Origin of the sequence: Micromonospora sp. NPDC050495, from assembly GCF_040655175.1 — a bacterium.
Classification (GTDB): Bacteria; Actinomycetota; Actinomycetes; order Mycobacteriales; family Micromonosporaceae; genus Micromonospora.
Window position 1 is genome coordinate 1 of sequence record NZ_JBFAJK010000074.1, and the last position, 19,042, is coordinate 19,042.

Genomic DNA, 19,042 nt, shown 5'->3' on the forward strand with positions numbered 1-19,042 from the left:
GCTCCAACGAAAACCCCCTGCTCTTCGACGGCGGCGGCAACAAGAAGGCCGCCTACAACTCCGTCCTCAACGTCCTCAACAGCGCCGGCCCGACCTCCGGACCGACCACGAGCCCGACCTCGGGGCCGACCACCGGCCCGACGCCGGGCAACGGCACCGGCCGGATCATCGGGGTGCAGTCGAACCGGTGCATCGACGTGCCCAACGCCACGCAGACCAACGGCACCCGGGTCCAGCTCTACGACTGCCACGGGCAGTCCAACCAGCAGTGGACGTACACCGCCAGCAAGCAGCTGATGGTCTACGGCAGCAAGTGCCTGGACGCGAACGGTGCGGGCACCGCGAACGGCACCGGGATCATCATCTGGGACTGCAACGGCCAGCCGAACCAGCAGTGGAACGTCAACTCCAACGGCACCATCAGCGGCGTGCAGTCCGGGCGCTGCCTGGACGTCTGGGGCACCAACAACGGCCAGCAGATCCAGCTGTACGACTGCCACGGGCAGGCCAACCAGCAGTGGCGGACCGAGTTCAGCGGCGGCACCACCTCGGCGCCGCCGACCTCGACGCCGCCGTCCTCGCCGCCGCCGGGCGGGTGTGCGCTGCCGTCGACCTACCGCTGGTCGTCGACCGGCGCACTGGCGAACCCGCAGAACGGCTGGGTTTCCGTCAAGGACTTCACCAACGTCGTCTACAACGGCAAGCACCTGGTTTACGCGTCGAACGTCAACAGCAGCGGCTCGTACGGCTCGATGAACTTCGGGCTCTTCACGAACTGGTCCGACATGGCCTCGGCCAGCCAGACCGGGATGAGCCAGGGCACCGTGGCACCCACGCTGCTGTACTTCGCCCCGAAGAACATCTGGGTGCTGGCGTACCAGTGGGGACCGACCTCGTTCAGCTACAAGACGTCGAGCGACCCGACCAACGCCAACGGCTGGTCCTCGGCGCAGACGCTCTCCACCGCCAGCCTCCCCGACGCCCCGTACGGGGTGATCGACCAGACCCTGATCGGCGACGACCAGAACATGTACCTGTTCTTCGCCGGGGACAACGGCAAGATCTACCGGTCGAGCATGCCGCTGGGGAACTTCCCGGGCAGCTTCGGCTCGAGCTACACGACGATCATGAGCGACTCGACCAACAACCTGTTCGAGGGGGTCGAGGTCTACAAGGTGCAGGGCCAGAACCAGTACCTGATGATCGTCGAGGCGATCGGGAGCCAGGGGCGCTACTTCCGCTCCTTCACCTCCAACAGCCTGAGCGGCTCGTGGACCCCGCAGGCCGCCAGCGAGAGCAACCCCTTCGCCGGCAAGGCCAACAGCGGCGCAACGTGGACCAACGACATCAGCCACGGTGACCTGGTCCGCACCAACCCCGACCAGACCAAGACCGTCGACGCCTGCAACCTGCAGTTCCTGTACCAGGGCAAGAACCCCAGCGCGGGAGGCGACTACAACCTGCTGCCGTGGCGGCCGGGTGTGCTGACCCTGCAGCGCTGACGCGACGCGGCTCGGCCCAGGCCGAACCCGTTCGCTGAGCACCCGGGGCGTGCCCGGCACCACGAGGTGCCGGGCACGTCCTTTGGTGGGTTGCGCCCCCGGCTGGCCGGCGGCCGGCGGCGACCCGGGGCAAGCTGAGCCGGTGGAGCGCGAGTTGCTGACCGTCGGGCACGGCGCCGCCGACCGGGACCAGCTCGGGGACCTGCTGGCCGGCGCGGGGGTCAGCCTGGTCGTGGACGTGCGCCGCTACCCGGCCAGTCGGACCAATCCCGACGTCCGGCGCGAGGCCCTGGCACAGTGGCTGCCCGAACGGGGCATCGACTACCGCTGGGAGCCGCGCCTCGGCGGCCGCCGGCACGTCCGCGCCGGCGAGCCGGAACCGGACACCTGGTGGACCGTGGCGGCCTTCCGGGCGTACGCCGCGTACACCCGCACCGCCGACTTCGACGCGGCGCTGGACGAGGTGCTGGCCGACGCCGCGCGGCGGACCACCGCGGTGATGTGCAGCGAGAGCGTCTGGTGGCGCTGCCACCGGCGGCTGATCGCCGACGTCGCCGTGCTCGGCCGCGGGGTGCCGGTGTCGCACCTCATGCCGGACGGCCGGCTCCGCCCGCACCGGCCGGCCGAGGGGGCCCGCCGCCGCCCCGACGGGCACCTGATCTGGGACGGCTGACGTTCCGGCGGCCGGCTCGCCCGGGACGGCGGACCACCGCAATCCGCTGGCCGCGCCGCGGCCCGCGCCGCTAGCCTCACCGCATGCCGGAGCTGATCACCCCGACCACCCGCCTGCACCGGTCCTGGCTGGCCGCCCGGGACGAGTGGGGGCACGGCGTCCACCAGGACGGCGCCGGGCTGCGCCCCACCGACGAGGTGGACTCGCCGGCGGGCTTCGCGGACTGGGTGGGCCGGCTGCGGGCCGGCGAGGACGAGTCCCGGCTGCCCGAGGGCATGGTGCCGGCGCTCTACTGGTGGATCGTCGAGGACGACGAGGTGCTCGGCGCGATCTCACTGCGGCTGCGCCTCAACGACTTCCTGCGCGAGGCCGGCGGGCACATCGGCTACGGCGTCCGGCCCTCGGCCCGGCGGCGGGGCCTGGCGACCTTCGCGCTCGGTGTGGCGCTGGCCGAGGCGGGCCGGCGCGGCATTGACCCGGTCCTGGTCACCTGTGACGAGGAGAACACCGCCTCGGCGCGGACCATCGAGCGGCACGGCGGGGTGCTGGAGGACGTCCGGGACACCGAACTGGGCCGGCTGCGCCGCTACTGGATCGCCACCGGCTGACTCAGTCGGCCAGGTCCTCGGCGAGCAGGTCCATCAGGAGGCCGTCGTGCCAGCGGCCGTCGGCGCCCCGCTCGTAGCGGCGCAGGATGCCCACCGGGCGGAAACCCACCTTCGCGTACGCCCGGATCGCCGCGGTGTTCGCCGCCGCCGGGTCGATGGTGAACCGGTGGTGGCCGTACTCGTCGATCAGGTGGCGGGTCAGCGTGCGGATGGCGTCCCCGCCGAGGCCGGCGCCGCGTACCGCCGGGTCGAGGAAGATGTCCAGGCTGGCGTGACGGTAGTCCGGGTCCGGCTCGGCGTACCACTGGATCGCGCCGACCACCCGGCCGTCGTGCTCGATGGCGTAGACGGTGAGTTCACCGTCGGCCAGGTCGGCGCGGACCGCCCCGGCCAGGTCGTCGTCGCCGCGCCACCAGCGGCGTACCTCCGGGGTGGCCCGGATCGCCGCGAGGGCCGGCACGTCGGCGTCCGTGGCCGGTCGCAGCGTCACCGCCCGCCCCCGCAGCACGCCTCAGCCCCGCATCTCGCCGTGCTCGACGCAGACCGCCGACCAGCCGGACGGCAGCACCTGCACCTTCATCCGCCGCCGGCAGTGCGCGCAGTAGCGCGGCGGCTCCCATGCCCGGGCCGCCGTGCAGGCGTCGTGCCCACCCGTGGCGGACGCCTCGCCGCACCGGTCGCACCAGCGGGCCGCGACATCCGTCGCGGCCGGCGCACCAGGCTCGACACACTCCGTCACCGTCACCTCACAGGGTCGCCGACAGCGCCTTCACCGGCATCTTCAGGTCGTCCAGCAGCTTCAGGTCGTCGGTCGCCGGCCGGCCCAGCGTGGTCAGGTAGTTGCCGACGATGACCGCGTTGATGCCGCCGAGCAGACCGTCCCGGGTGCCCAGGTCGCCGAGGGTCAGCTCGCGGCCGCCCGCGTACCGCAGGATGGTGCGCGGCATGGCCAGCCGGAACGCGGCGATGGCCCGCAGCGCGTCCTTGCCCTCGACCACCGGCCGGTCGGCCAGCGGGGTGCCCGGACGCGGGTTGAGGAAGTTCAGCGGCACCTCGTGCGGGTCCAGCGCGGCGAGCTGCGCGGCGAACTCGGCCCGCTGCTCGACCGTCTCGCCGAGCCCGAGGATACCGCCGCAGCAGACCTCCATGCCGGACGCGCGGACCATCGTGAGGGTCTCCCAGCGCTCCTCCCAGGAGTGGGTGGTGACCACGTTGGGGAAGTAGGAGCGGCAGGTCTCCAGGTTGTGGTTGTAGCGGTGTACGCCCATCTCGACCAGCTCGTCGACCTGCTCCTGGGTGAGCATGCCCAGCGACGCGGCGACCTGGATGTCGACCTCGGCCCGGATGGCGTCCACACCCTCGCGCAGCTGCTTCATCAGCCGGGCGTCCGGGCCGCGCACGGCGGCCACGATGCAGAACTCGGTCGCCCCGGTCGCCGCGGTCTGCTTGGCGGCCTCGACCAGCGCCGGGATGTCCAGCCAGACCGAGCGGACCGGCGAGGTGAACAGGCCGGACTGCGAGCAGAAGTGGCAGTCCTCCGGGCAGCCGCCGGTCTTCAGCGACACGATGCCCTCGACCTCGACCTCCGGGCCGCACCAGCGCATCCGCACCTCGTGGGCGAGCTGGAGGGCGGCGGGCACGTGCTCGTCGGGCAGGTTCAGCACGGCGAGCACCCCGGCCTCGTCGAGGCCGACGCCGTTCTCCAGCACCTGGGTCCGGGCCTGGTCGAGGATCTCTGGCATGGCTCGTACCCTACAAGGCCGCCCGGAGGCCCGGAAACGGCCGCGTCGGGCCGCCGCGAGCAGGCCCGGCGAGCCGTACCGCGCCACGCCGGGGTGGTCCGGGCGGGTGGTAACTTCGCCCGGCGGAGGCCCCGGGCGGGGCCGGTGTGCGCGTGGGAAGGGGCGGGACGGTGGCGGACTGGCTGGCGGCCCTGGGCCGCCGCGCCGAGCTGCGGGCGAAGGCCGGGCTGACCCGCACGCTGCGCCCGCGCGCCGCCGGCGACGCCGTGGTCGACCTGGCCGGCAACGACTACCTCGGGCTGGCCACCCACCCGGAGGTCACCGCCGCCGCCGGGCAGGCGCTGACGGCGTACGGCCTGGGGGCCACCGGCTCGCGGCTGGTGCGCGGCTCCACGGACGCTCACCACGCCCTGGAGGCGGCCCTCGCCGACTGGCTCGGCACCGACCGGGCGCTGGTCTTCTCCTCCGGCTACCTGGCCAACCTGGCCGCGGTCCGGGGCCTGGTGCAGCCGCGGACCCTGCTGGTCTCCGACGCCCACAACCACGCCTCGCTGATCGACGGTTGCCGGATCTCCGGCGCCGAGACCGTGGTGACCCCGCACGCCGACGTCGACGCGGTCGCCGCCGCCCTGGCCGCCGCGCCCGGCCGGCCGGCTGTGGTGGTCACCGAGTCGGTCTTCTCCGTCGACGGCGACCTCGCCCCCCTGACGGCGCTGCACGCGGTGGCGCGCCGGCACGGGGCGCTGCTGCTGGTCGACGACGCGCACGCGCTCGGCGTGACCGGGCCGGGCGGGGCCGGCGGGGTGGCCGGGGCCGGCCTGGCCGGCGAGCCGGACGTGGTGGTCACCGCCACCCTCTCCAAGGCGCTCGGCGGGGCCGGTGGCGTGGTGGCCGCGCCGGCCGAGTTCGTCCGGCACCTGGTCGAGACGGGCCGGACCTTCATCTTCGACACCGCGCTGCCGCCCGCCGTGGCGGCCGGGGTGCTGGCCGCCGTCCGGCTGGCCCGGGCCGGCGACGACCTGCGCGCCGAGCTGGCCGCGCGGGCCGCCCTGGCGCTCCGCCGGCTCGGCGCGGCCGGGCTGGCGGTCTCCGCCCCGGACGCCGCCGTGGTGTCGGTGACCGCGCCCGGCCCGGAGGCGGCGACCGCCTGGGCGGCGGACTGCCGGGACCGGGGGGTAGCGGTGGGCTGCTTCCGCCCGCCCTCCACCCCGGACAGTCGTTCCCGGCTCCGCCTGACGGTCAGCGCCGGCGTGGCCCGAGCGGACTTCGAACGGGCCCTGGACGTGATCGTGGAGTGTGCGCCATGACCGCCGGCATGAGCGACGGGTGGACGGGGGCGGTGCTGGTGACCGGCACCGACACCGAGGTCGGCAAGACGGTGGTGACCGCGGCGATCACCGCCGCGGCGCAGGCCGCCGGGCTGCGGGTCGCCGTGGTCAAACCCGGCCAGACCGGTACGGCGACCGGCGAGCCCGGCGACGTCGACGCGGTGACCCGGCTGGCCGCCCCGCTCACCGGCCGGACCCTGGCCAGCTATCCGGACCCGCTCGCCCCGCTGGCCGCGGCCCGGGTCGCCGAGCTGGAGCCGCTGGAGCTGTACACGGCCGTCGACGAGATCCGCGCGGAGGCCGACAAGCACGACCTGGTGCTCGTCGAGGGGGCCGGCGGGCTGCTCGTACCGATGGGGCTGCGGCCCTCGGGCGAGCCCTGGACGGTGGCCGACCTGGCGGTGTCGCTGGGCGCCCCGGCCGTGGTGGTGGCCCGCGCCGGGCTGGGCACCTTGAACCACACCGCGCTCACCCTGGAGGCCCTGGAGCGGCGGGCGGTCCCGGCCGGGGTGGTCATCGGTGCCTGGCCGGCGGAGCCGGAGTTGGTGCACTGGCTCAACCTGTCGGAGCTGGTGCCGAACCTGCTGGGTGCGGTGCCGATGGGCGCCGGTTCGATGGACCCGGGCGTGTTCCGCCGGTCGGCCCCCGGCTGGCTCACCCCCGCCCTGTACGGGGTGCTCGACGACTGGCGGGCCTGGGCCGAGGACGCCGGCTGAGCCCTGACTTTCGTCGGTGTCCGGTGCCGGCGACCGCCGGTACCGTGGCCGCCGTGCAACCCCAGCGACGAACCGGTCCGACCGGCCGGCGGTGCGTCGGCGACCTGCTGCTCTGGGCCGCGGTCGCCACCCCGGTGGCGTACGCCGGCCTCACCCCGCCGTGGCCGCGGCACGCGGTGCCGCTGCTGCTCGCCTCGCTGGCGCTGCTCGGCCTGGCGGTGGCGCTGGGCCGGCGGCTGCCCCTGGTCGCGCTGGTGGCGGTGGTGGCCGGCTCGTTGCTCGACGGCAACTTCGTCTTCGCCATCCCGGTGTTCAGCTACCTGGCCGGGCGGCGCAGCGCCGGCACCGGCCGGGTGGCGGTGGTGTTCGGGCTGATCGCGGTGGCCGGGACCGCGCTCAACCTCGGGCTGCTCGGCACCGGGCCGGCGACCTGGTTGCTGATGGCCACGGTGCTGCTCTTCGCCGGGGTGTTCCCGTGGCTGCTCGGGCGGCTGCGCCGCCAGCAGCAGGCGCTCGCCGACGCCGGGCGGCGCCACGTCGAGGCGGAGGAGCGGGAGCGGCAGGCCGCGGTGGACCGGGTACGGCTGCGCGAGCGGGCCCGGATCGCCGAGGACATGCACGATTCGCTGGGGCACGACCTGAGCCTGATCGCGCTGCGCGCCGCCGCGCTGGAGCTGGCCGCCGACCTGGCCCCGGCGCACCGGGCGGCGGCCGGTGAGCTGCGGGCCAGCGTGGCCGCGGCCACCGAGCGGCTGCACGAGATCATCGGCGTGCTCCGCGAGGAGCGGCCGGGCTCCCTGCGGCCGGCCGGCGAGACCGTGGCGGAGCTGGTCGACGGGGCGCGCGAGGCGGGGCTGGCGGTCACCCTCCGGGGCGACCTGCCCGAGGAAGGGCTGCCGCCGTTGACCGTGCACGCCGTGCACCGGGTGGTCCGGGAGGCGCTGACCAACGCCGCCCGGTACGCCCCCGGAGCCCCGGTGACCGTCGTCGTCGAACGGGCCGACGGCGGGATGGCGGTGCGCGTGGTGAACGGTCCGCCGCCGACCGGGCCGCTGCCGGGGCCGGCGTCGCACGGCTCCGGCCTGCTGGCCCTGCGCGAGCGGGTCCGGCTGGCCGGCGGCCGGTTCGACGCGGGGCCCCGGGACGGCGGTTTCGCGGTCTCCGCCCGCCTGCCGCTGACCAGCGCCGCGGCCGTGGCCGGCGCTGCGGCGAGGGCCGGGACTGCGGTGGGGGCCAGGGCTGGGACGGTGGCCGGGGCCGGGGCCGGGGCCGGGGCCGGCGGGTGGCCGGCCGGGGAGCCCGACGACGGTCCCGGGGGCGGCCCGGTCGTCGACGACCACCCCGGCGAGGCGGCGCGGCGGCTTCGGGACGCCCGGCGGCGGGTCCGGCGCAGCCTGCTGGCCGCGTTCGCCGCCCCGGCGATCCTCGCGTCGGTGCTCGCCCTGGTCTACTACCCGCTGGCCACGGCCGGCGCGGTGCTCGACCGGACCGGGTACGAGCGGCTGCGCCTCGGCGAGCCCCGCGACGGCCTCGACCTGCCCCGGCGGCAGGCGGCCCCGCCGACCGACGACGTCCCGGCGGGCTGCGAGTACTACACCGACGGCAACTTCCCGTTCGCGGAGCCGACCTGGCGGCTCTGCTTCACCGACGGCCGGCTGGCCAGCAAGGAGCGGATCACCCCGTGACCGACGACCACGGACAGCCCCTGCGGGTGGTGCTCGCCGACGACGAGGCGATGATCCGGGCGGGGGTGCGCGCCATCCTGGCCGCCGACCCCGCCATCGAGGTGGTCGGTGAGGCCGGCGACGGCCGTGCCGCCGTGGAACTGGTCCGCGCCCACCGGCCCCGGGTGGCGTTGCTGGACATCCGGATGCCCCGCTGGGACGGGCTGAGCGCGGCGGCCGAGATCCGGCGGCTCGTGCCGGAAACCGCCACGGTCATGCTCACCACCTTCGGCGAGGACGACCTGATCGCCCGGGCGCTCGGGCACGGGGTGAGCGGCTTCCTGCTCAAGTCGGGCGACCCGCGCGAGCTGCTGGCCGGGATCCACGCGGTGGCCGGCGGCGGGGCGTACCTGTCGCCGCGGGTGGCCCGGCGGGTGATCGAGCTGAGCGGCGGCCCGCTGGCCCGCGCGCCGTACGCCCGGGACCGGCTCGCCGGGCTGACCGACCGGGAGCGGGAGGTGCTGGCGCTGGTCGGGGCGGGACTGTCCAACGCCGAGATCGCCCGCCGGCTGCACCTGGTCGAGGGCACCGTGAAGAGCTATCTGACCAGCATCTTCACCCGGCTGGACGTGCGCAACCGGGTGCAGGCGGCGATCCTCGCGTACGAGGCGGGGCTGGTCGCGCCGAGCGGCTGACCAGCCCCGCCCGCCGCTCAGGCGTCCCGGCGGGCCAGCGCCCACCGGCCGAGCGCCAGCCCGCCGGCCGTCCAGCCGGCCAGGAGCAGCAGCCCGACCGCCGCCGGGTACGGGTCGGTGTCCCCGGCCAGGAAGTGGCCGCCGGCCACCCCGGGGAACGCGTCGGCGATCCGGGTGAGCACCGTGATCCCCGGCTCCTGCAGGGAGAGCGGCACGATCATCAGCAGCGCGAGGAGCACGGTGAGGGTAAGCACCGGGCTGCGCAGCGCCGCCGCCAGGCCGAGCGCCAGCACCCCCACCAGCGCCAGGTACGCGGCCGAGGCGGCCACGTCGGCCAGGGTGCCGCCCAGCGGGGCGCGCCCCCACTCGCCGAGCACCGGCCGGGCGACCGCCGCGCCGATGCCGCCGAGCAGCAGCCCGAGCAGGAAGGTCAGCCCACCGACCACGACGGCCTTGGCGAGCAGCACCCGGGTCCGCGACGGGGTGCAGCGCAGCGTGGTCCGGATGGTGCCGGTGGCGTACTCGCTGGTGATCGCGAAGAGGCCGAGGGCGAGGACGACGTACTGGGTCAGCTCCAGCGAACCGGTGACGATGTCGCCGACCGGCAGGATTCCCGGGTTCACCGTGGGGTCGTCGTCGGTGTTGGCGTTGACCGCGTAGATGGCGAGCTGGCCGCTGGTGGCGGCCATGGTGAGCGCCGCCGCCAGCACGGTCCACCAGGTGGACCGGACCGATCGGAGCTTGGTCCACTCGGCGGCCACCGCCCCGACGAACGGGCCGGTGGCCGGTGCGGTGGCGGGCCGGGGGGCCGGCCGGGTCGCGGTGGTGGTGGGCAGGACGGTCATCGGGGCTCGCTTCCGGTCGGGCCGGCGGCGTACTCGACGCTGTCGGCGGTGAGTTCCAGGAACGCCTCTTCCAGCGAGGCGGCCACCGGGGTCAGCTCGTGCACCCGCACCCCCAGCTCGTACGCGAGGTCACCGACCCGGGCGGCGGTGGCGCCGGCGACGGAGAGCCCGGTGCCGTCCAGTTCGACGCGGGCGCCCTCGGCGGCCAGCCGGTCGCGGAGCGCGGCGAGGCCGGCGGGCTCCGGGCCGCGTACCCGGACCGTGCCGGTGCGGCGGCCGGCGAGCAGTTCGGCCAGCGGCGCGTCGGCGATCAGCCGGCCCCGGCCGAGCACCACCACCCGGTCGGCGGTCTGCTCCATCTCGCTCATCAGGTGGCTGGAGACCAGCACGGTGCGGCCCTCGTCGGCGAGGTCGCGGGTGAACCGGCGGATCCAGCGCACCCCGTCCGGGTCGAGCCCGTTGACCGGCTCGTCGAGCAGCAGCACCGGCGGGTCACCGAGCAGCGCGCCGGCGATGCCGAGCCGCTGCCCCATGCCCAGCGACAGCGCGCGGCCCGGCTTGCCGGCGGCCCGCCCGTCCAGGCCGACCAGGTCCAGCACCTCGTCCACCCGGCGGGCGGGGATGCCGTTGCTGCGGGCCATCGCGACCAGGTGCGCCCGGGCCGGGCGGGTCGGGTGGATGCCGGTGGCGTCCAGCAGCGCGCCCACCTCGTAGAGCGGGTGCCGCAACTGCCGGTACGGGCGGCCGTTGACCAGGGCCTGGCCGGCGGTGGGCCGGTCCAACCCCAGCACCATCCGCATGGTGGTGGACTTGCCGGCCCCGTTGGGGCCGAGGAAGCCGGTCACCTGCCCGGGCCGGATATCGAGGGTCAGGCCGTCGACCGCGGTCGCCGTCCCGAACCGTTTCGTCAAGCCACGAAGTGTGATCATGCGCCGACGGTAGGCAGCGGGCGGGGTGCCGCACCGCCACCGATCGGCGCCGTCCGCACCTGACTTTCGTCAGGTTTCCGGCGCACCCGCTGCCGCGCCGGGGATCATCGCCCGCATGCCGTGCCGCTGGCCGGCGGTGGTCCGCATGCTGTGCCGCCCGCGGGCGGTGGTCCGCGTGCTGTTCCGTCGGCGGGTCGGGGAGCCATGCCCGCATGCCGCCCTGCCTGGTCCCTCTGATCCGCCTGTCGAGCTGAGTCGGATACGACATCAGCGGGTGGATCGGCGGTTCCCGGCCCTGTCCAACCTGTCCGCAATGTCGCCCCACCGGATGGGGCGCCCCGGCCGGGGTGAGTCGAATACGACATCAGGTCGACAGTGACGACGAGGTGACCTGCCGTCCGTCGGCACGGGCCTACCCAGGCCCGGGGGAGGGACGTCGGTCGGTGGGGGGCACGGCCGGCCTGGCCCCGGACCCGACCCGCTCCCGCGAGGGGCGGCTTGGCTGGTCGGTGGGGTGTCTGAGCAGCAGATTCACCGGGCGAGAACAGGGGACGCAGCCGGCGGGGACCCGCAGCACCAGCGCGGTGCGGACGCCGGCGAGGATCAGCGGAGGGGCGCGGTCGGGCCGGTGGGGCGGGCGGACCCGGACATCGCGGGGTCCGCGTCAGGCTCGGCGGATCACGAAGGCGTCCGGCATCCGGAAGGTCAGATTGTCCGGGCACCAGGGTGGGCGGACCACGGTCACCCCGTCGAGCAGCGGCGCGGCCTCGGCGACCACGACCGCGGCCTCCATCCGGGCCAGTTGCGCGCCGACGCAGCGGTGCGGCCCCGCCCCGAAGGCGAGGTGCCGGCGGGAGCCGCGCTGCCCCGGCACGAACCCGTCGGGTACGGCCACCACCTCGGGGTCGCGGCCGGCCCGGGCCAGCCAGGCCACGATGCTGGTGCCGGCCGGGACGGCCGTCCCGCCGAGGCTGGTGTCCACGGCGGCGACCCGCCGCCAGGTGACGATCGGCGGCTCCAGGCGCAGCCCTTCCTCGACCACGTCGGCGACCTCGACGGCGCCGGTGCGCAGCCCGGCCCGTACCGCCGGCTCGGCGGTGAGCCGGTGCAGCAGCAGGGTGAGGAACTGCGAGGTGGTCTCCTGGCCGGCGACCAGCAGGAAGAACAGCGCGCCGACCACCACGTCGGGGGAGTGGCCGGCCGCGCGCAGCTGGGCGGCCAGGCCGCCCCCGTCGGCGGCGAACGCCCGCAGCACGGTGTGGAACCGGCCGACCTCGGCGGCGAGGGCGAGCTGCCGGGGCTCGTCCAGCGGCGCCCAGAACAGCTCCAGCGCGGCCCGGGCGAAGTCCTTCACCGCCGCGACCGGCGCATCCGGCAGTTCGACCAGCCGGGCCAGCACCAACAGCGGTAGGTCGGCGGCGAGGTCGGCGTACAGGTCGACCGGCGCGCCGGCGTCGAGCGCGGTGGCGAGCCGGGCCACCCGCCGCCGGACCAGGTCGGTGAGCCACCGCTGCTGGGCGGCCACCCGATCGGGGTGCAGCGCGCCCGCGACGATGCCGCGGATCTCCGGGTGGCTGGCGGTGGCGTTGTTGGCCAGGGTCGGCGGCAGCCGGAACCGGTGCCCGGCCAGGACCCGCAGGGCGGCCACCGGCATCGGGGTGACCGCGTCGAGCGCGTTGTCCGGCCGGAACGTCGACGGGTCGGTGAGCAGCCGGCGGACCAGGGCGTGCCGGGTCACCACCAGGTGCCGTACGCCGACGTGGTCGACGACCGTCGCCACGTCGGGCCACGCCCCGTCGACGGACTCCCCCCAGCCCCGGAACAGCACGGCGTCACGCTAGCGGGCGGCCCCCGGCGGAGTCGGGTCCAGCTCCCACACGGTGGTGTGCTTCACCCGTACGCTCTCCAGCGCCTCCGGCACCGGCACCTCGTACCCGGCCAGTTCGTGGAAGCGCTCGCGGGGCAGGAAGGCCCGGCCCGGATCGCCGACCAGCACCCGGGCGCCGGCACGGGCGGCCCGGAGCAGGAACCGCAGCATCCGCCGGGCCATCGCCTCGCTGTAGAAGACGTCCCCGGCGAGCACCACCTCGGCGCCCCCGGCGTCCCCGTCCAGGATGTCGCCGAGTTCGGCGTCGACGCGTACCCCGTTCGCCTCGGCGTTGAGCGCGACGGCGGCGACCGCCCGCTCGTCCACCTCGACCGCCCGGACGGCGGCCGCGCCGGCCCGGGCGGCGGCGATGGCCACCAGGCCGGAACCGGAGGCGAGGTCGAGCACCCGCCGCCCGGCGACCAGCTCCGGGTGGTCGGTGACGTACCGGGCGAGGGCCTGCCCGCCGGCCCAGGCGAAGGCCCAGAACGGTGGCGGCTGGGCGCTGCGGAACTCGCCCTCGGTCAGCTCCCAGAGGCCGATCGGTTCGTCGGCCTGGTGCAGCCGCACCTCGGGGACGAAGGCGACCGGGGCGAGCCGGGCGTGCAGCCGGACGAAGGCGGCGGACAGGTCGGACACCGGCTGATTCTGTCGTACGCCCCGGGCCGCCCCGCCGGCGATCCCGGGCGTGTCGCGGCCGACCGGTTACCGGTTCATCACCCCGGGTGAGATCGGCCCCCGCGGTTGGCGTTCCGTGCGAACACGCCCGTCTACCGGGGCGTCGGTGGCGCTCCTAGCGTTTCGGATGGGACGCGGCCGACGGGAGGAGACGTGGTGAGCGGGTGGCGGTACGCGCTGCGGGTCGGGGTGGTGCTGACCTGTCTGTCCGGCGCGGGGGTCGGCGCCGCGGTCCCGGCGCGGGCGGCGGCCGCGTTCTCCACCGAACTCAGCGGGCTGCCGGCCGAGTTCACCGCCGGCGACGAGGTGCGGACTCTGGCGGCCGTGGTGTCCCGCTCCGACGGTGGCGGCTGCGTCAAGGTGCGCTGGTCGATGCTGCTGCGGGTGCAGGGCCTGCGGCTGGACCAGGTACGGGTGGACCGGGTCGAGGACACCGGCTCGTTCCCGCTGGAGGTCCGGACCGAGGGCGACGTGGCCCGGCTGACCGACCGGGACCTGGACCCGGGGCTGCTCTGTCCGGGCCGGACGGTTACGGCCCGCTACCGGGTGGCCTTCGCCGGGGACGTCGACCGGGGCCGGGTGAGCTTCGCCGCCGAGGCCTACGACCAGCAGTTGCGGCTGCTGGCCCGGCAGACCGCCAGCCGCCAGGTGGTGGGGCGGGCGGCGCCGGCCGAGCCGAGCCGGTCGGCGAAGCCGACACCGAGCGCGACCGAGCCGACCGACCCGGCGACCGAGGCGCCGGCCACCGAGGAGCCGGCCGGGGAGGTCCCGCCGAGCGAGGAGGCGGTGGCCGAGCCGCCCGTCCCGGGCGCGGCGGGCCGGCCCATCGCGGCCTCGGGCGGGTTCGGGGTGACCCAGGCGGCCTTCCTCCTGGGTGGCCTGCTGCTCTTCCTCGGCGCCGGGCTGCTGTTGCGGATGCGGCGCCTGCTCCGCCCGGCGGGGGAGCAGGCGATGGCCCCGGGGGCGGCGTTCGGCAGCCGGCCCGCGAGGAGACGGCGGCGGTAGGTCTGGTGCTCAGTCCAGCGCGGCGGGTTCCACGCCCAGCTCGCGGGCGGCGACCAGCCGGATCCACTCGGCGATCTGCCGCCGGGTGATCACCCGCTCGTGCACCGAGAGTTGGACGGCGAGCCCGTCCATCACCGCGCTGATCCGCCACGCCGCACCCGCCGGGTCCGGGCACTGGAAGGTGCCGTCGGCCACCCCGGCGGCGATCACCGCGGCCAGGTCCTGCCGCCAGCGCAGGTCCAGCCGGCGGGAGACCTTCTCCAGTTCCGGGGTACGCAGCGACTCGGCCCAGCCGTCGATCCACATCGACCAGGAGGTGGACCGGCCGGTCGGCGCGTACAGGCGCAGCATCCGGCGCAGCTTGGCCAGCGGCGGGGCGGTGGAGCGGACCACCGCGTCCAGCCGGGCGAGGTCCTGCTCGACGGCGTACGCGAACGCCTGCGCGAGCATCCGGTCCTTGGTGGCGAAGTGGTAGAAGACCAGCGCCTGGCTGACCCCGGCGGCCTCGGCCACGTCGGCCGTCCGGGTGTTGGCGAGTCCGCGTTCCGCGATCACTTCGCAAGCCGTGCGCAACAGGGCATCCAGGCGGATTTCGGCGGCGCGTCTCGTCACGATCGCTACCGTAGCCCATCGATCTGACCACGGGGAGTTACCGAACCGGCCCGGTCGAAGGATCGACAGTCGGAAGTTCGACAGTCCTCTCCCGGTCCCCGCAGTCCCTCCTTCCGCCCAGGTTCCTAGGAAGCTCTGGCGGGTGGGCGGTACGGATCACCCGGACGCGCCCGAACGGGACCCCGATTTGGCAACCGTTCCCGGGCTCGGCTAAAGTTCTCATCCGTCACCGGTAAACACCGGGGGCACGCGGACGTAGCGCAGCTGGTAGCGCATCACCTTGCCAAGGTGAGGGTCGCGGGTTCGAATCCCGTCGTCCGCTCGGAGATGCCGCCACGCATGTCGGGGGCAACCTCGGTGGAGTGGCCGAGAGGCGAGGCAACGGCCTGCAAAGCCGTGTACACGGGTTCAAATCCCGTCTCCACCTCGCAGTTGACGAGGGCGATTGGCGCAGTGGGAGCGCGCTTCCTTGACACGGAAGAGGTCACTGGTTCAAACCCAGTATCGCCCACCAGCGCAGAGGCCGTGTCGATCATCGACACGGCCTCTTGCCATGTCCGACCCGGTACGCGGACGGGGACGCCGGATGGCGTCCCCGTTCACGATCGGCTCGGGACCGATCAGCTCCGGCAGCCCCGAGCAGGCGTGCGTCACAGCGGCGGGGCGACGTCCCGGCGCTCCTCGACCCGGCGGTACTCGACCGGCTCGGCGGGGGTGACCACCTCGCGGCGGCGTCCCCAGACCAGCGTGGTCATGATCAGACCGAGCACGCCGGCCGCCATCAGGATCCAGCCGACGACGTCGAGGTTGACCCCGCCGATGCTGGCGTCGAGCGCGAAGGTGAGGATCGCGCCGACCGCGATCAGGAAGATGCTGGTACCAATTCCCACGACAGCCTCCTTCAGGGGATGGTGGTGTGCTGTCGATCGAAGTCAGTACCCACCCGGCCGCCGGCCCAACCGCCACCCGGGCCGGGGTGCCGGGGCGCGCGGCCCGGGTCGGAGGAGGATCTTGCCATCGGGTACAGTTCTCCCCGTCGCCGTCGCAGGACGGTGGCACGCGGACGTAGCGCAGCTGGTAGCGCATCACCTTGCCAAGGTGAGGGTCGCGGGTTCGAATCCCGTCGTCCGCTCGCAGTGCGGCGCTCGGGCGATTGGCGCAGTGGGAGCGCGCTTCCTTGACACGGAAGAGGTCACTGGTTCAAACCCAGTATCGCCCACCACCCCGGGTCCAGCTCATCGAGCTGGACCCGTTCGCGTACCGGGCCGCGCTCAGGTCATCGGCGTGCTCAGACATCCTGGCGCAGAGCCAGCGCCGGGCACATCGAGATCGCCTTCCGGGCGCCGGCGGCCAGCCAGGGCGGCACCGGCGCGTCGGCGACCGACGGGAAACCGTTCGCGTCCAACGTGATCAGTTCCGGGGCGAGCTGGGCGCAGAGCCCGTGCCCGTCGCACCGGGACCAGTCGATCATGAGCCGGCCACCGGTCGAGTCCTCGCCGGGCAGCGGCAGGATGCCGCGTACCGGGTCGCCGCAGCCGCCCCGGGACAGGTGCGCGGCGATGTCCGCGGTGAACGTGTCGATCGCGGAGAGGGCGAACCGGGCGGTGCCGTCCGGGTGGCTGCACGCGCCCCGGCCGCGTACCCCGCCGGCCGCCGCGCGGACCCGGTCCAGGGCGGCCGTGCCGCCGCCCCCGTGGCTGAGCGTGCTCATCGTGCGGGCCAGATCGGGCAGGCCCAACTGGCAGGGTCCGCACTGCCCGGCCGACTGGCCGGCGAGATAACGCAGCACGCGGTGCGCCTCGCCGAGCGGGCAGGTCCCGTCGCCGAGCGGAAGGACGATGCCCGCGCCGAGAGTGCCGCCGACCGCGGCCAGCCCCGCTCGGGAGACCGCCGCGGCCGCGGCCGCCGCCGGGCCGATCCAACTGCCGTGGAAGCCGCCGAGCAGCACGCCGGGCCCGACGGGCGCGGCGCAGTGGTCGAGCACCTCCCGCAGCGGTACGCCGGCCGGCACCTCCAGCACGGCGGGGCGGCGCGCCGAGCCGCCCACGGTGAGCAGCACCGTGCCGGGCTCGTCGGCGGTGCCGACCTCGCCGAAGGCGTACGGTCCGAGCCGTGCGGCGACCGCGAGTTGCGCGTACGTCTCGGCGTTGGAGAGCAGGGTGGGGCGCCCGCCGACGCCGGCTTCGCTGGCCCGGCCCTTCCGACCCGGTGGGATGGGCACGTCCCCGTTGATGCCCCGGATCAGCGCGCCGCTCTCGCCGGAGATGAACCGGTGCGGCATGGTCACCAGCCGGGTCGGCGCCGGCATCCGGCGTTCGGCGACCGCCGCGAGCACCGAGCCGGCGGCGATGCCGTCGTCGGCCACCCCGATCACGATGCTCTCGGCGTCGAGCGCGTACGCCGCCAGCGCCGCGCCGTCCAGCACCAGGTGCGGCGCGCGGGTGAGCAGCACCTTGTCCTTCCAACTGGCCGGCTCGCCCTCGGTGCCGTTCACGACCACGGTGGCCGGCAGGCCCCGCCGCTGCGCCGAGCGGGACACCGCGTCCAGCTTGCGGGCGAACGGGAAACCCGCCCCGCCCCGGCCGCGCAGGTTGATCAGCTCGGCGAGGTCCAGGGCGGTGATCAGGTCGAGCGGGCGGAGGTCGCCGTGGACGGCCAGGTGCATCCGCCGGTCCAGGCGGTCGGCGCGGTCCAGGCCGGCGGTCAGGCGGGGCGGCCCGATGCCGCCCACGACCGGCATCCTCACCGGCCGACCTCGTTACGGATGTACGCCCAGAACTCCTCGTCGGTGATCTCGGCGGTGTCGTCCAGGCGGCGCGCGGCGGCGGGCGGCACCCGGTCCTCCGGTGCTTCCCGGCGGGCCCGGGCCCGCTCGCGTGCCACCGGCGCGAGCCGTGCCCGGGGTTCCTCGCGGGCCGGGTCCGTGTCCTTGCGGCCGGCCGAGGCTGCGGCCGGTCGAGGGTCGTCGTGGTCGGTGGGCCGGCGCTCGGCGTCGGCCCACTCGGTTCCGTCGAGGCTGGGGATCAGGACGTTCGTGGCCAGCGGCGTGGCCTCGGCCGTCGCGGGCCGCCCCACCGGGCGCATCCGGCGGATGGTCTGGGCCCGGGCCAGGTGGGTGCGGCGGTTCATCGCCACGAAGAAGCGCACCAGCAGAGCCAGGGCCACCAGGGCCAGGCAGATGCCGTAGCTGACCAGCACCCAGGTCTTGGCGGACCGCCCGGCGCCGAGCCCGTGGATCAGGGCGAGCAGCCAGGCCGCGTACGCGCTGGCGTGCAGGATCCGCCAGCGGCCCGGCTGCCGGCTCCCGGCGTACGAGGCGCGGGTGACCCCGGTCCACGTCGCGATGATCATTAGGTAGCCGGCCAGGGTGCCGAGCCCGACCTGGACCGGTCGGTGACTGGCGAGGAAGGGGATCGCCGGGTCCCACAGGTGGGCGTGGCCCTCCACGAGCTTGGTCGCCACGTGGATCGCCAGGCAGACCAGGGCGGTCGCGGCGGTGGCCCGGTGCGCGAGTTGCAGCAGGATCCGGTGCCGGATCAGCAGCACCAACCGGTCGGTCGCCGCCAGGCCCAGCAGCACCGTGATCGAGAGGCCGACCAGGCTGAACACGCCGGTGAAGAATTCCAGGAACGCGAACGACCCGGCGATGGCGGCCCGGCCCGGCGGGGTGAAGCCCGCCGCGACGACCACGATGACGGCAGCGCCGGCGGTGACCGGCCGCAGGCCGCCGCGGGGCGCCGGTCGGCTGCCGAGACCCGTGGTCTGCCGGACCGACCGACCCGCACCGGCGCTGTCCATGTCACCTCCAGACCTCCGTGGCGCACTGGATGGCAGCGCTTGCCAGCGCACTGGATGGCAGCGCTCCCAACATGGGGTCGGGCGGAATGCCGGACGGTTCATACCAAGCCGGATCGCCTGCGGGCAAAGGCCTTCAGGAGAAATTAAGGTTATGGATCCCGGCCGATCGGAGGAGCGTCGTCGGCCGGGCACAGAGGACGCCGCTGGCCGGCACCCGGGTTCGGGTGCCGGCCAGCGTGCGATGTGGTTCTGTGGTCAGTTGTTTCGTGCTGGGTTTGGTCAGCGGTTCCAGTGCTGGGCGACGATGTCGGCGGCCTGCTGCTCCCACTGGGCGTAGGCATCCGGGTAGGCCGAGACCTGCACGGTCTGGGCGGCCTCGG

General features: G+C 75.1%; 19 protein-coding genes and 5 tRNA genes. 13 read left to right on the forward strand and 11 right to left on the reverse strand.

From position 1 onward, the window contains the following. From AB0I11_RS32475 to AB0I11_RS32485, 3 genes are all read left to right on the forward strand, one after another. A partial coding sequence (locus tag AB0I11_RS32475; RefSeq protein ID WP_357329430.1) for a non-reducing end alpha-L-arabinofuranosidase family hydrolase occupies nt 1-1,502 on the forward strand: 1,502 nt, incomplete at its 5' end. A gap of 142 nt (nt 1,503-1,644) precedes the next feature. Beyond that, entirely contained in the window at nt 1,645-2,175 is a 531-nt protein-coding gene (locus tag AB0I11_RS32480) for a DUF488 domain-containing protein (protein WP_357329433.1), read from the forward strand. Between the two features lie 83 nt (nt 2,176-2,258). Next, a complete protein-coding gene (locus tag AB0I11_RS32485) occupies nt 2,259-2,783 on the forward strand; it encodes a GNAT family N-acetyltransferase (protein WP_357329435.1) in 525 nt (174 codons plus the stop codon). Nucleotide 2,784: 1 nt separating this feature from the next. Here the strand turns inward: AB0I11_RS32485 and AB0I11_RS32490 are convergent, their stop codons facing one another. Genes AB0I11_RS32490 through bioB form a run of 3 tightly spaced genes read right to left on the reverse strand, consistent with a single transcriptional unit; the run spans nt 2,785 to nt 4,525 of the window. Then, complete coding sequence (locus AB0I11_RS32490; protein WP_357329437.1) at nt 2,785-3,291, reverse strand: GNAT family protein; 507 nt, start codon at nt 3,289-3,291, stop codon at nt 2,785-2,787. Between the two features lie 3 nt (nt 3,292-3,294). Then, nucleotides 3,295-3,522 (reverse strand): hypothetical protein, encoded by a 228-nt coding sequence (locus AB0I11_RS32495; RefSeq protein WP_357329439.1) that lies wholly within the window; start codon nt 3,520-3,522, stop codon nt 3,295-3,297. Nucleotides 3,523-3,529: 7 nt separating this feature from the next. Then, on the reverse strand, nt 3,530-4,525 hold the full coding sequence (bioB, locus tag AB0I11_RS32500) for a biotin synthase BioB (protein ID WP_357329441.1): 996 nt from the start codon (nt 4,523-4,525) through the stop codon (nt 3,530-3,532). A 170-nt stretch (nt 4,526-4,695) separates the two neighbouring features. Here bioB and AB0I11_RS32505 point away from each other — a divergent pair, with 170 nt between their 5' ends. From AB0I11_RS32505 to AB0I11_RS32520, 4 genes are read left to right on the forward strand one after another with little or no spacing between them, the layout of a single operon-like run. Next, nucleotides 4,696-5,832: an 8-amino-7-oxononanoate synthase gene (locus tag AB0I11_RS32505; protein ID WP_357329443.1), complete on the forward strand. Its 1,137-nt coding sequence runs from the start codon at nt 4,696-4,698 to the stop codon at nt 5,830-5,832. Further along, the gene (gene bioD, locus AB0I11_RS32510; RefSeq protein WP_357329446.1) at nt 5,829-6,569 is read left to right on the forward strand and encodes a dethiobiotin synthase; all 741 of its coding nucleotides are present in this window, start codon (nt 5,829-5,831) and stop codon (nt 6,567-6,569) included. Before AB0I11_RS32505 ends, bioD begins: the two co-directional genes overlap by 4 nt. Nucleotides 6,570-6,622: 53 nt before the next feature. Continuing rightward, nucleotides 6,623-8,254 carry a histidine kinase gene (locus tag AB0I11_RS32515; protein ID WP_357329448.1) on the forward strand — a complete coding sequence of 544 codons (1,632 nt, stop codon included), beginning with the start codon at nt 6,623-6,625 and terminating at the stop codon, nt 8,252-8,254. Beyond that, the gene (locus AB0I11_RS32520) at nt 8,251-8,928 is read left to right on the forward strand and encodes a response regulator transcription factor (RefSeq protein ID WP_357329450.1); all 678 of its coding nucleotides are present in this window, start codon (nt 8,251-8,253) and stop codon (nt 8,926-8,928) included. Before AB0I11_RS32515 ends, AB0I11_RS32520 begins: the two co-directional genes overlap by 4 nt. A 17-nt stretch (nt 8,929-8,945) precedes the next feature. Here the strand turns inward: AB0I11_RS32520 and AB0I11_RS32525 are convergent, their stop codons facing one another. From AB0I11_RS32525 to AB0I11_RS32540, 4 genes are all read right to left on the reverse strand, one after another. Next, the gene (locus AB0I11_RS32525) at nt 8,946-9,773 is read right to left on the reverse strand and encodes an ABC transporter permease (RefSeq protein WP_357329453.1); all 828 of its coding nucleotides are present in this window, start codon (nt 9,771-9,773) and stop codon (nt 8,946-8,948) included. After that, nucleotides 9,770-10,702, reverse strand: coding sequence for an ATP-binding cassette domain-containing protein (locus AB0I11_RS32530; protein ID WP_357329455.1), 933 nt, complete (start codon nt 10,700-10,702; stop codon nt 9,770-9,772). Before AB0I11_RS32530 ends, AB0I11_RS32525 begins: the two co-directional genes overlap by 4 nt. A 664-nt stretch (nt 10,703-11,366) precedes the next feature. Further along, a complete protein-coding gene (locus AB0I11_RS32535; RefSeq protein ID WP_357329458.1) occupies nt 11,367-12,530 on the reverse strand; it encodes a cytochrome P450 in 1,164 nt (387 codons plus the stop codon). Nucleotides 12,531-12,539: 9 nt separating this feature from the next. After that, on the reverse strand, nt 12,540-13,208 hold the full coding sequence (locus tag AB0I11_RS32540; RefSeq protein ID WP_357329460.1) for a 50S ribosomal protein L11 methyltransferase: 669 nt from the start codon (nt 13,206-13,208) through the stop codon (nt 12,540-12,542). A 195-nt stretch (nt 13,209-13,403) separates the two neighbouring features. Between AB0I11_RS32540 and AB0I11_RS32545 the strand changes: the two genes are divergently transcribed. Continuing rightward, nucleotides 13,404-14,252 carry a hypothetical protein gene (locus AB0I11_RS32545; protein ID WP_357329462.1) on the forward strand — a complete coding sequence of 283 codons (849 nt, stop codon included), beginning with the start codon at nt 13,404-13,406 and terminating at the stop codon, nt 14,250-14,252. Between the two features lie 9 nt (nt 14,253-14,261). On the opposite strand, the gene AB0I11_RS32550 is transcribed toward AB0I11_RS32545, so the two are convergent. Further along, on the reverse strand, nt 14,262-14,864 hold the full coding sequence (locus tag AB0I11_RS32550; RefSeq protein ID WP_357329464.1) for a TetR/AcrR family transcriptional regulator: 603 nt from the start codon (nt 14,862-14,864) through the stop codon (nt 14,262-14,264). Nucleotides 14,865-15,113: 249 nt separating this feature from the next. Between AB0I11_RS32550 and AB0I11_RS32555 the strand changes: the two genes are divergently transcribed. The 3 genes from AB0I11_RS32555 (at nt 15,114) to AB0I11_RS32565 (ending at nt 15,378) form a co-directional block, all read left to right on the forward strand. After that, a tRNA-Gly gene (locus tag AB0I11_RS32555) sits at nt 15,114-15,186 on the forward strand. Between the two features lie 34 nt (nt 15,187-15,220). Further along, nucleotides 15,221-15,291, forward strand: a tRNA-Cys gene (locus AB0I11_RS32560). A 12-nt stretch (nt 15,292-15,303) separates the two neighbouring features. Continuing rightward, nucleotides 15,304-15,378 (forward strand) — tRNA-Val (locus AB0I11_RS32565). A 136-nt stretch (nt 15,379-15,514) separates the two neighbouring features. Here AB0I11_RS32565 and AB0I11_RS32570 read toward each other — a convergent pair. After that, nucleotides 15,515-15,754 carry a DUF6458 family protein gene (locus AB0I11_RS32570; RefSeq protein WP_357329466.1) on the reverse strand — a complete coding sequence of 80 codons (240 nt, stop codon included), beginning with the start codon at nt 15,752-15,754 and terminating at the stop codon, nt 15,515-15,517. A 169-nt stretch (nt 15,755-15,923) separates the two neighbouring features. Here AB0I11_RS32570 and AB0I11_RS32575 point away from each other — a divergent pair. Both AB0I11_RS32575 and AB0I11_RS32580 read left to right on the forward strand, forming a co-directional pair. Then, nucleotides 15,924-15,996 (forward strand) — tRNA-Gly (locus AB0I11_RS32575). Between the two features lie 15 nt (nt 15,997-16,011). Next, nucleotides 16,012-16,086: transfer RNA gene (locus AB0I11_RS32580), tRNA-Val, on the forward strand. A gap of 66 nt (nt 16,087-16,152) precedes the next feature. Here the strand turns inward: AB0I11_RS32580 and AB0I11_RS32585 are convergent. Next, the gene (locus AB0I11_RS32585) at nt 16,153-17,604 is read right to left on the reverse strand and encodes an NADH-ubiquinone oxidoreductase-F iron-sulfur binding region domain-containing protein (protein ID WP_357329471.1); all 1,452 of its coding nucleotides are present in this window, start codon (nt 17,602-17,604) and stop codon (nt 16,153-16,155) included. A 2-nt stretch (nt 17,605-17,606) separates the two neighbouring features. After that, the gene (locus tag AB0I11_RS32590) at nt 17,607-18,662 is read right to left on the reverse strand and encodes a ferric reductase-like transmembrane domain-containing protein (protein WP_357329468.1); all 1,056 of its coding nucleotides are present in this window, start codon (nt 18,660-18,662) and stop codon (nt 17,607-17,609) included. Nucleotides 18,663-19,042: the final 380 nt, after the last annotated feature.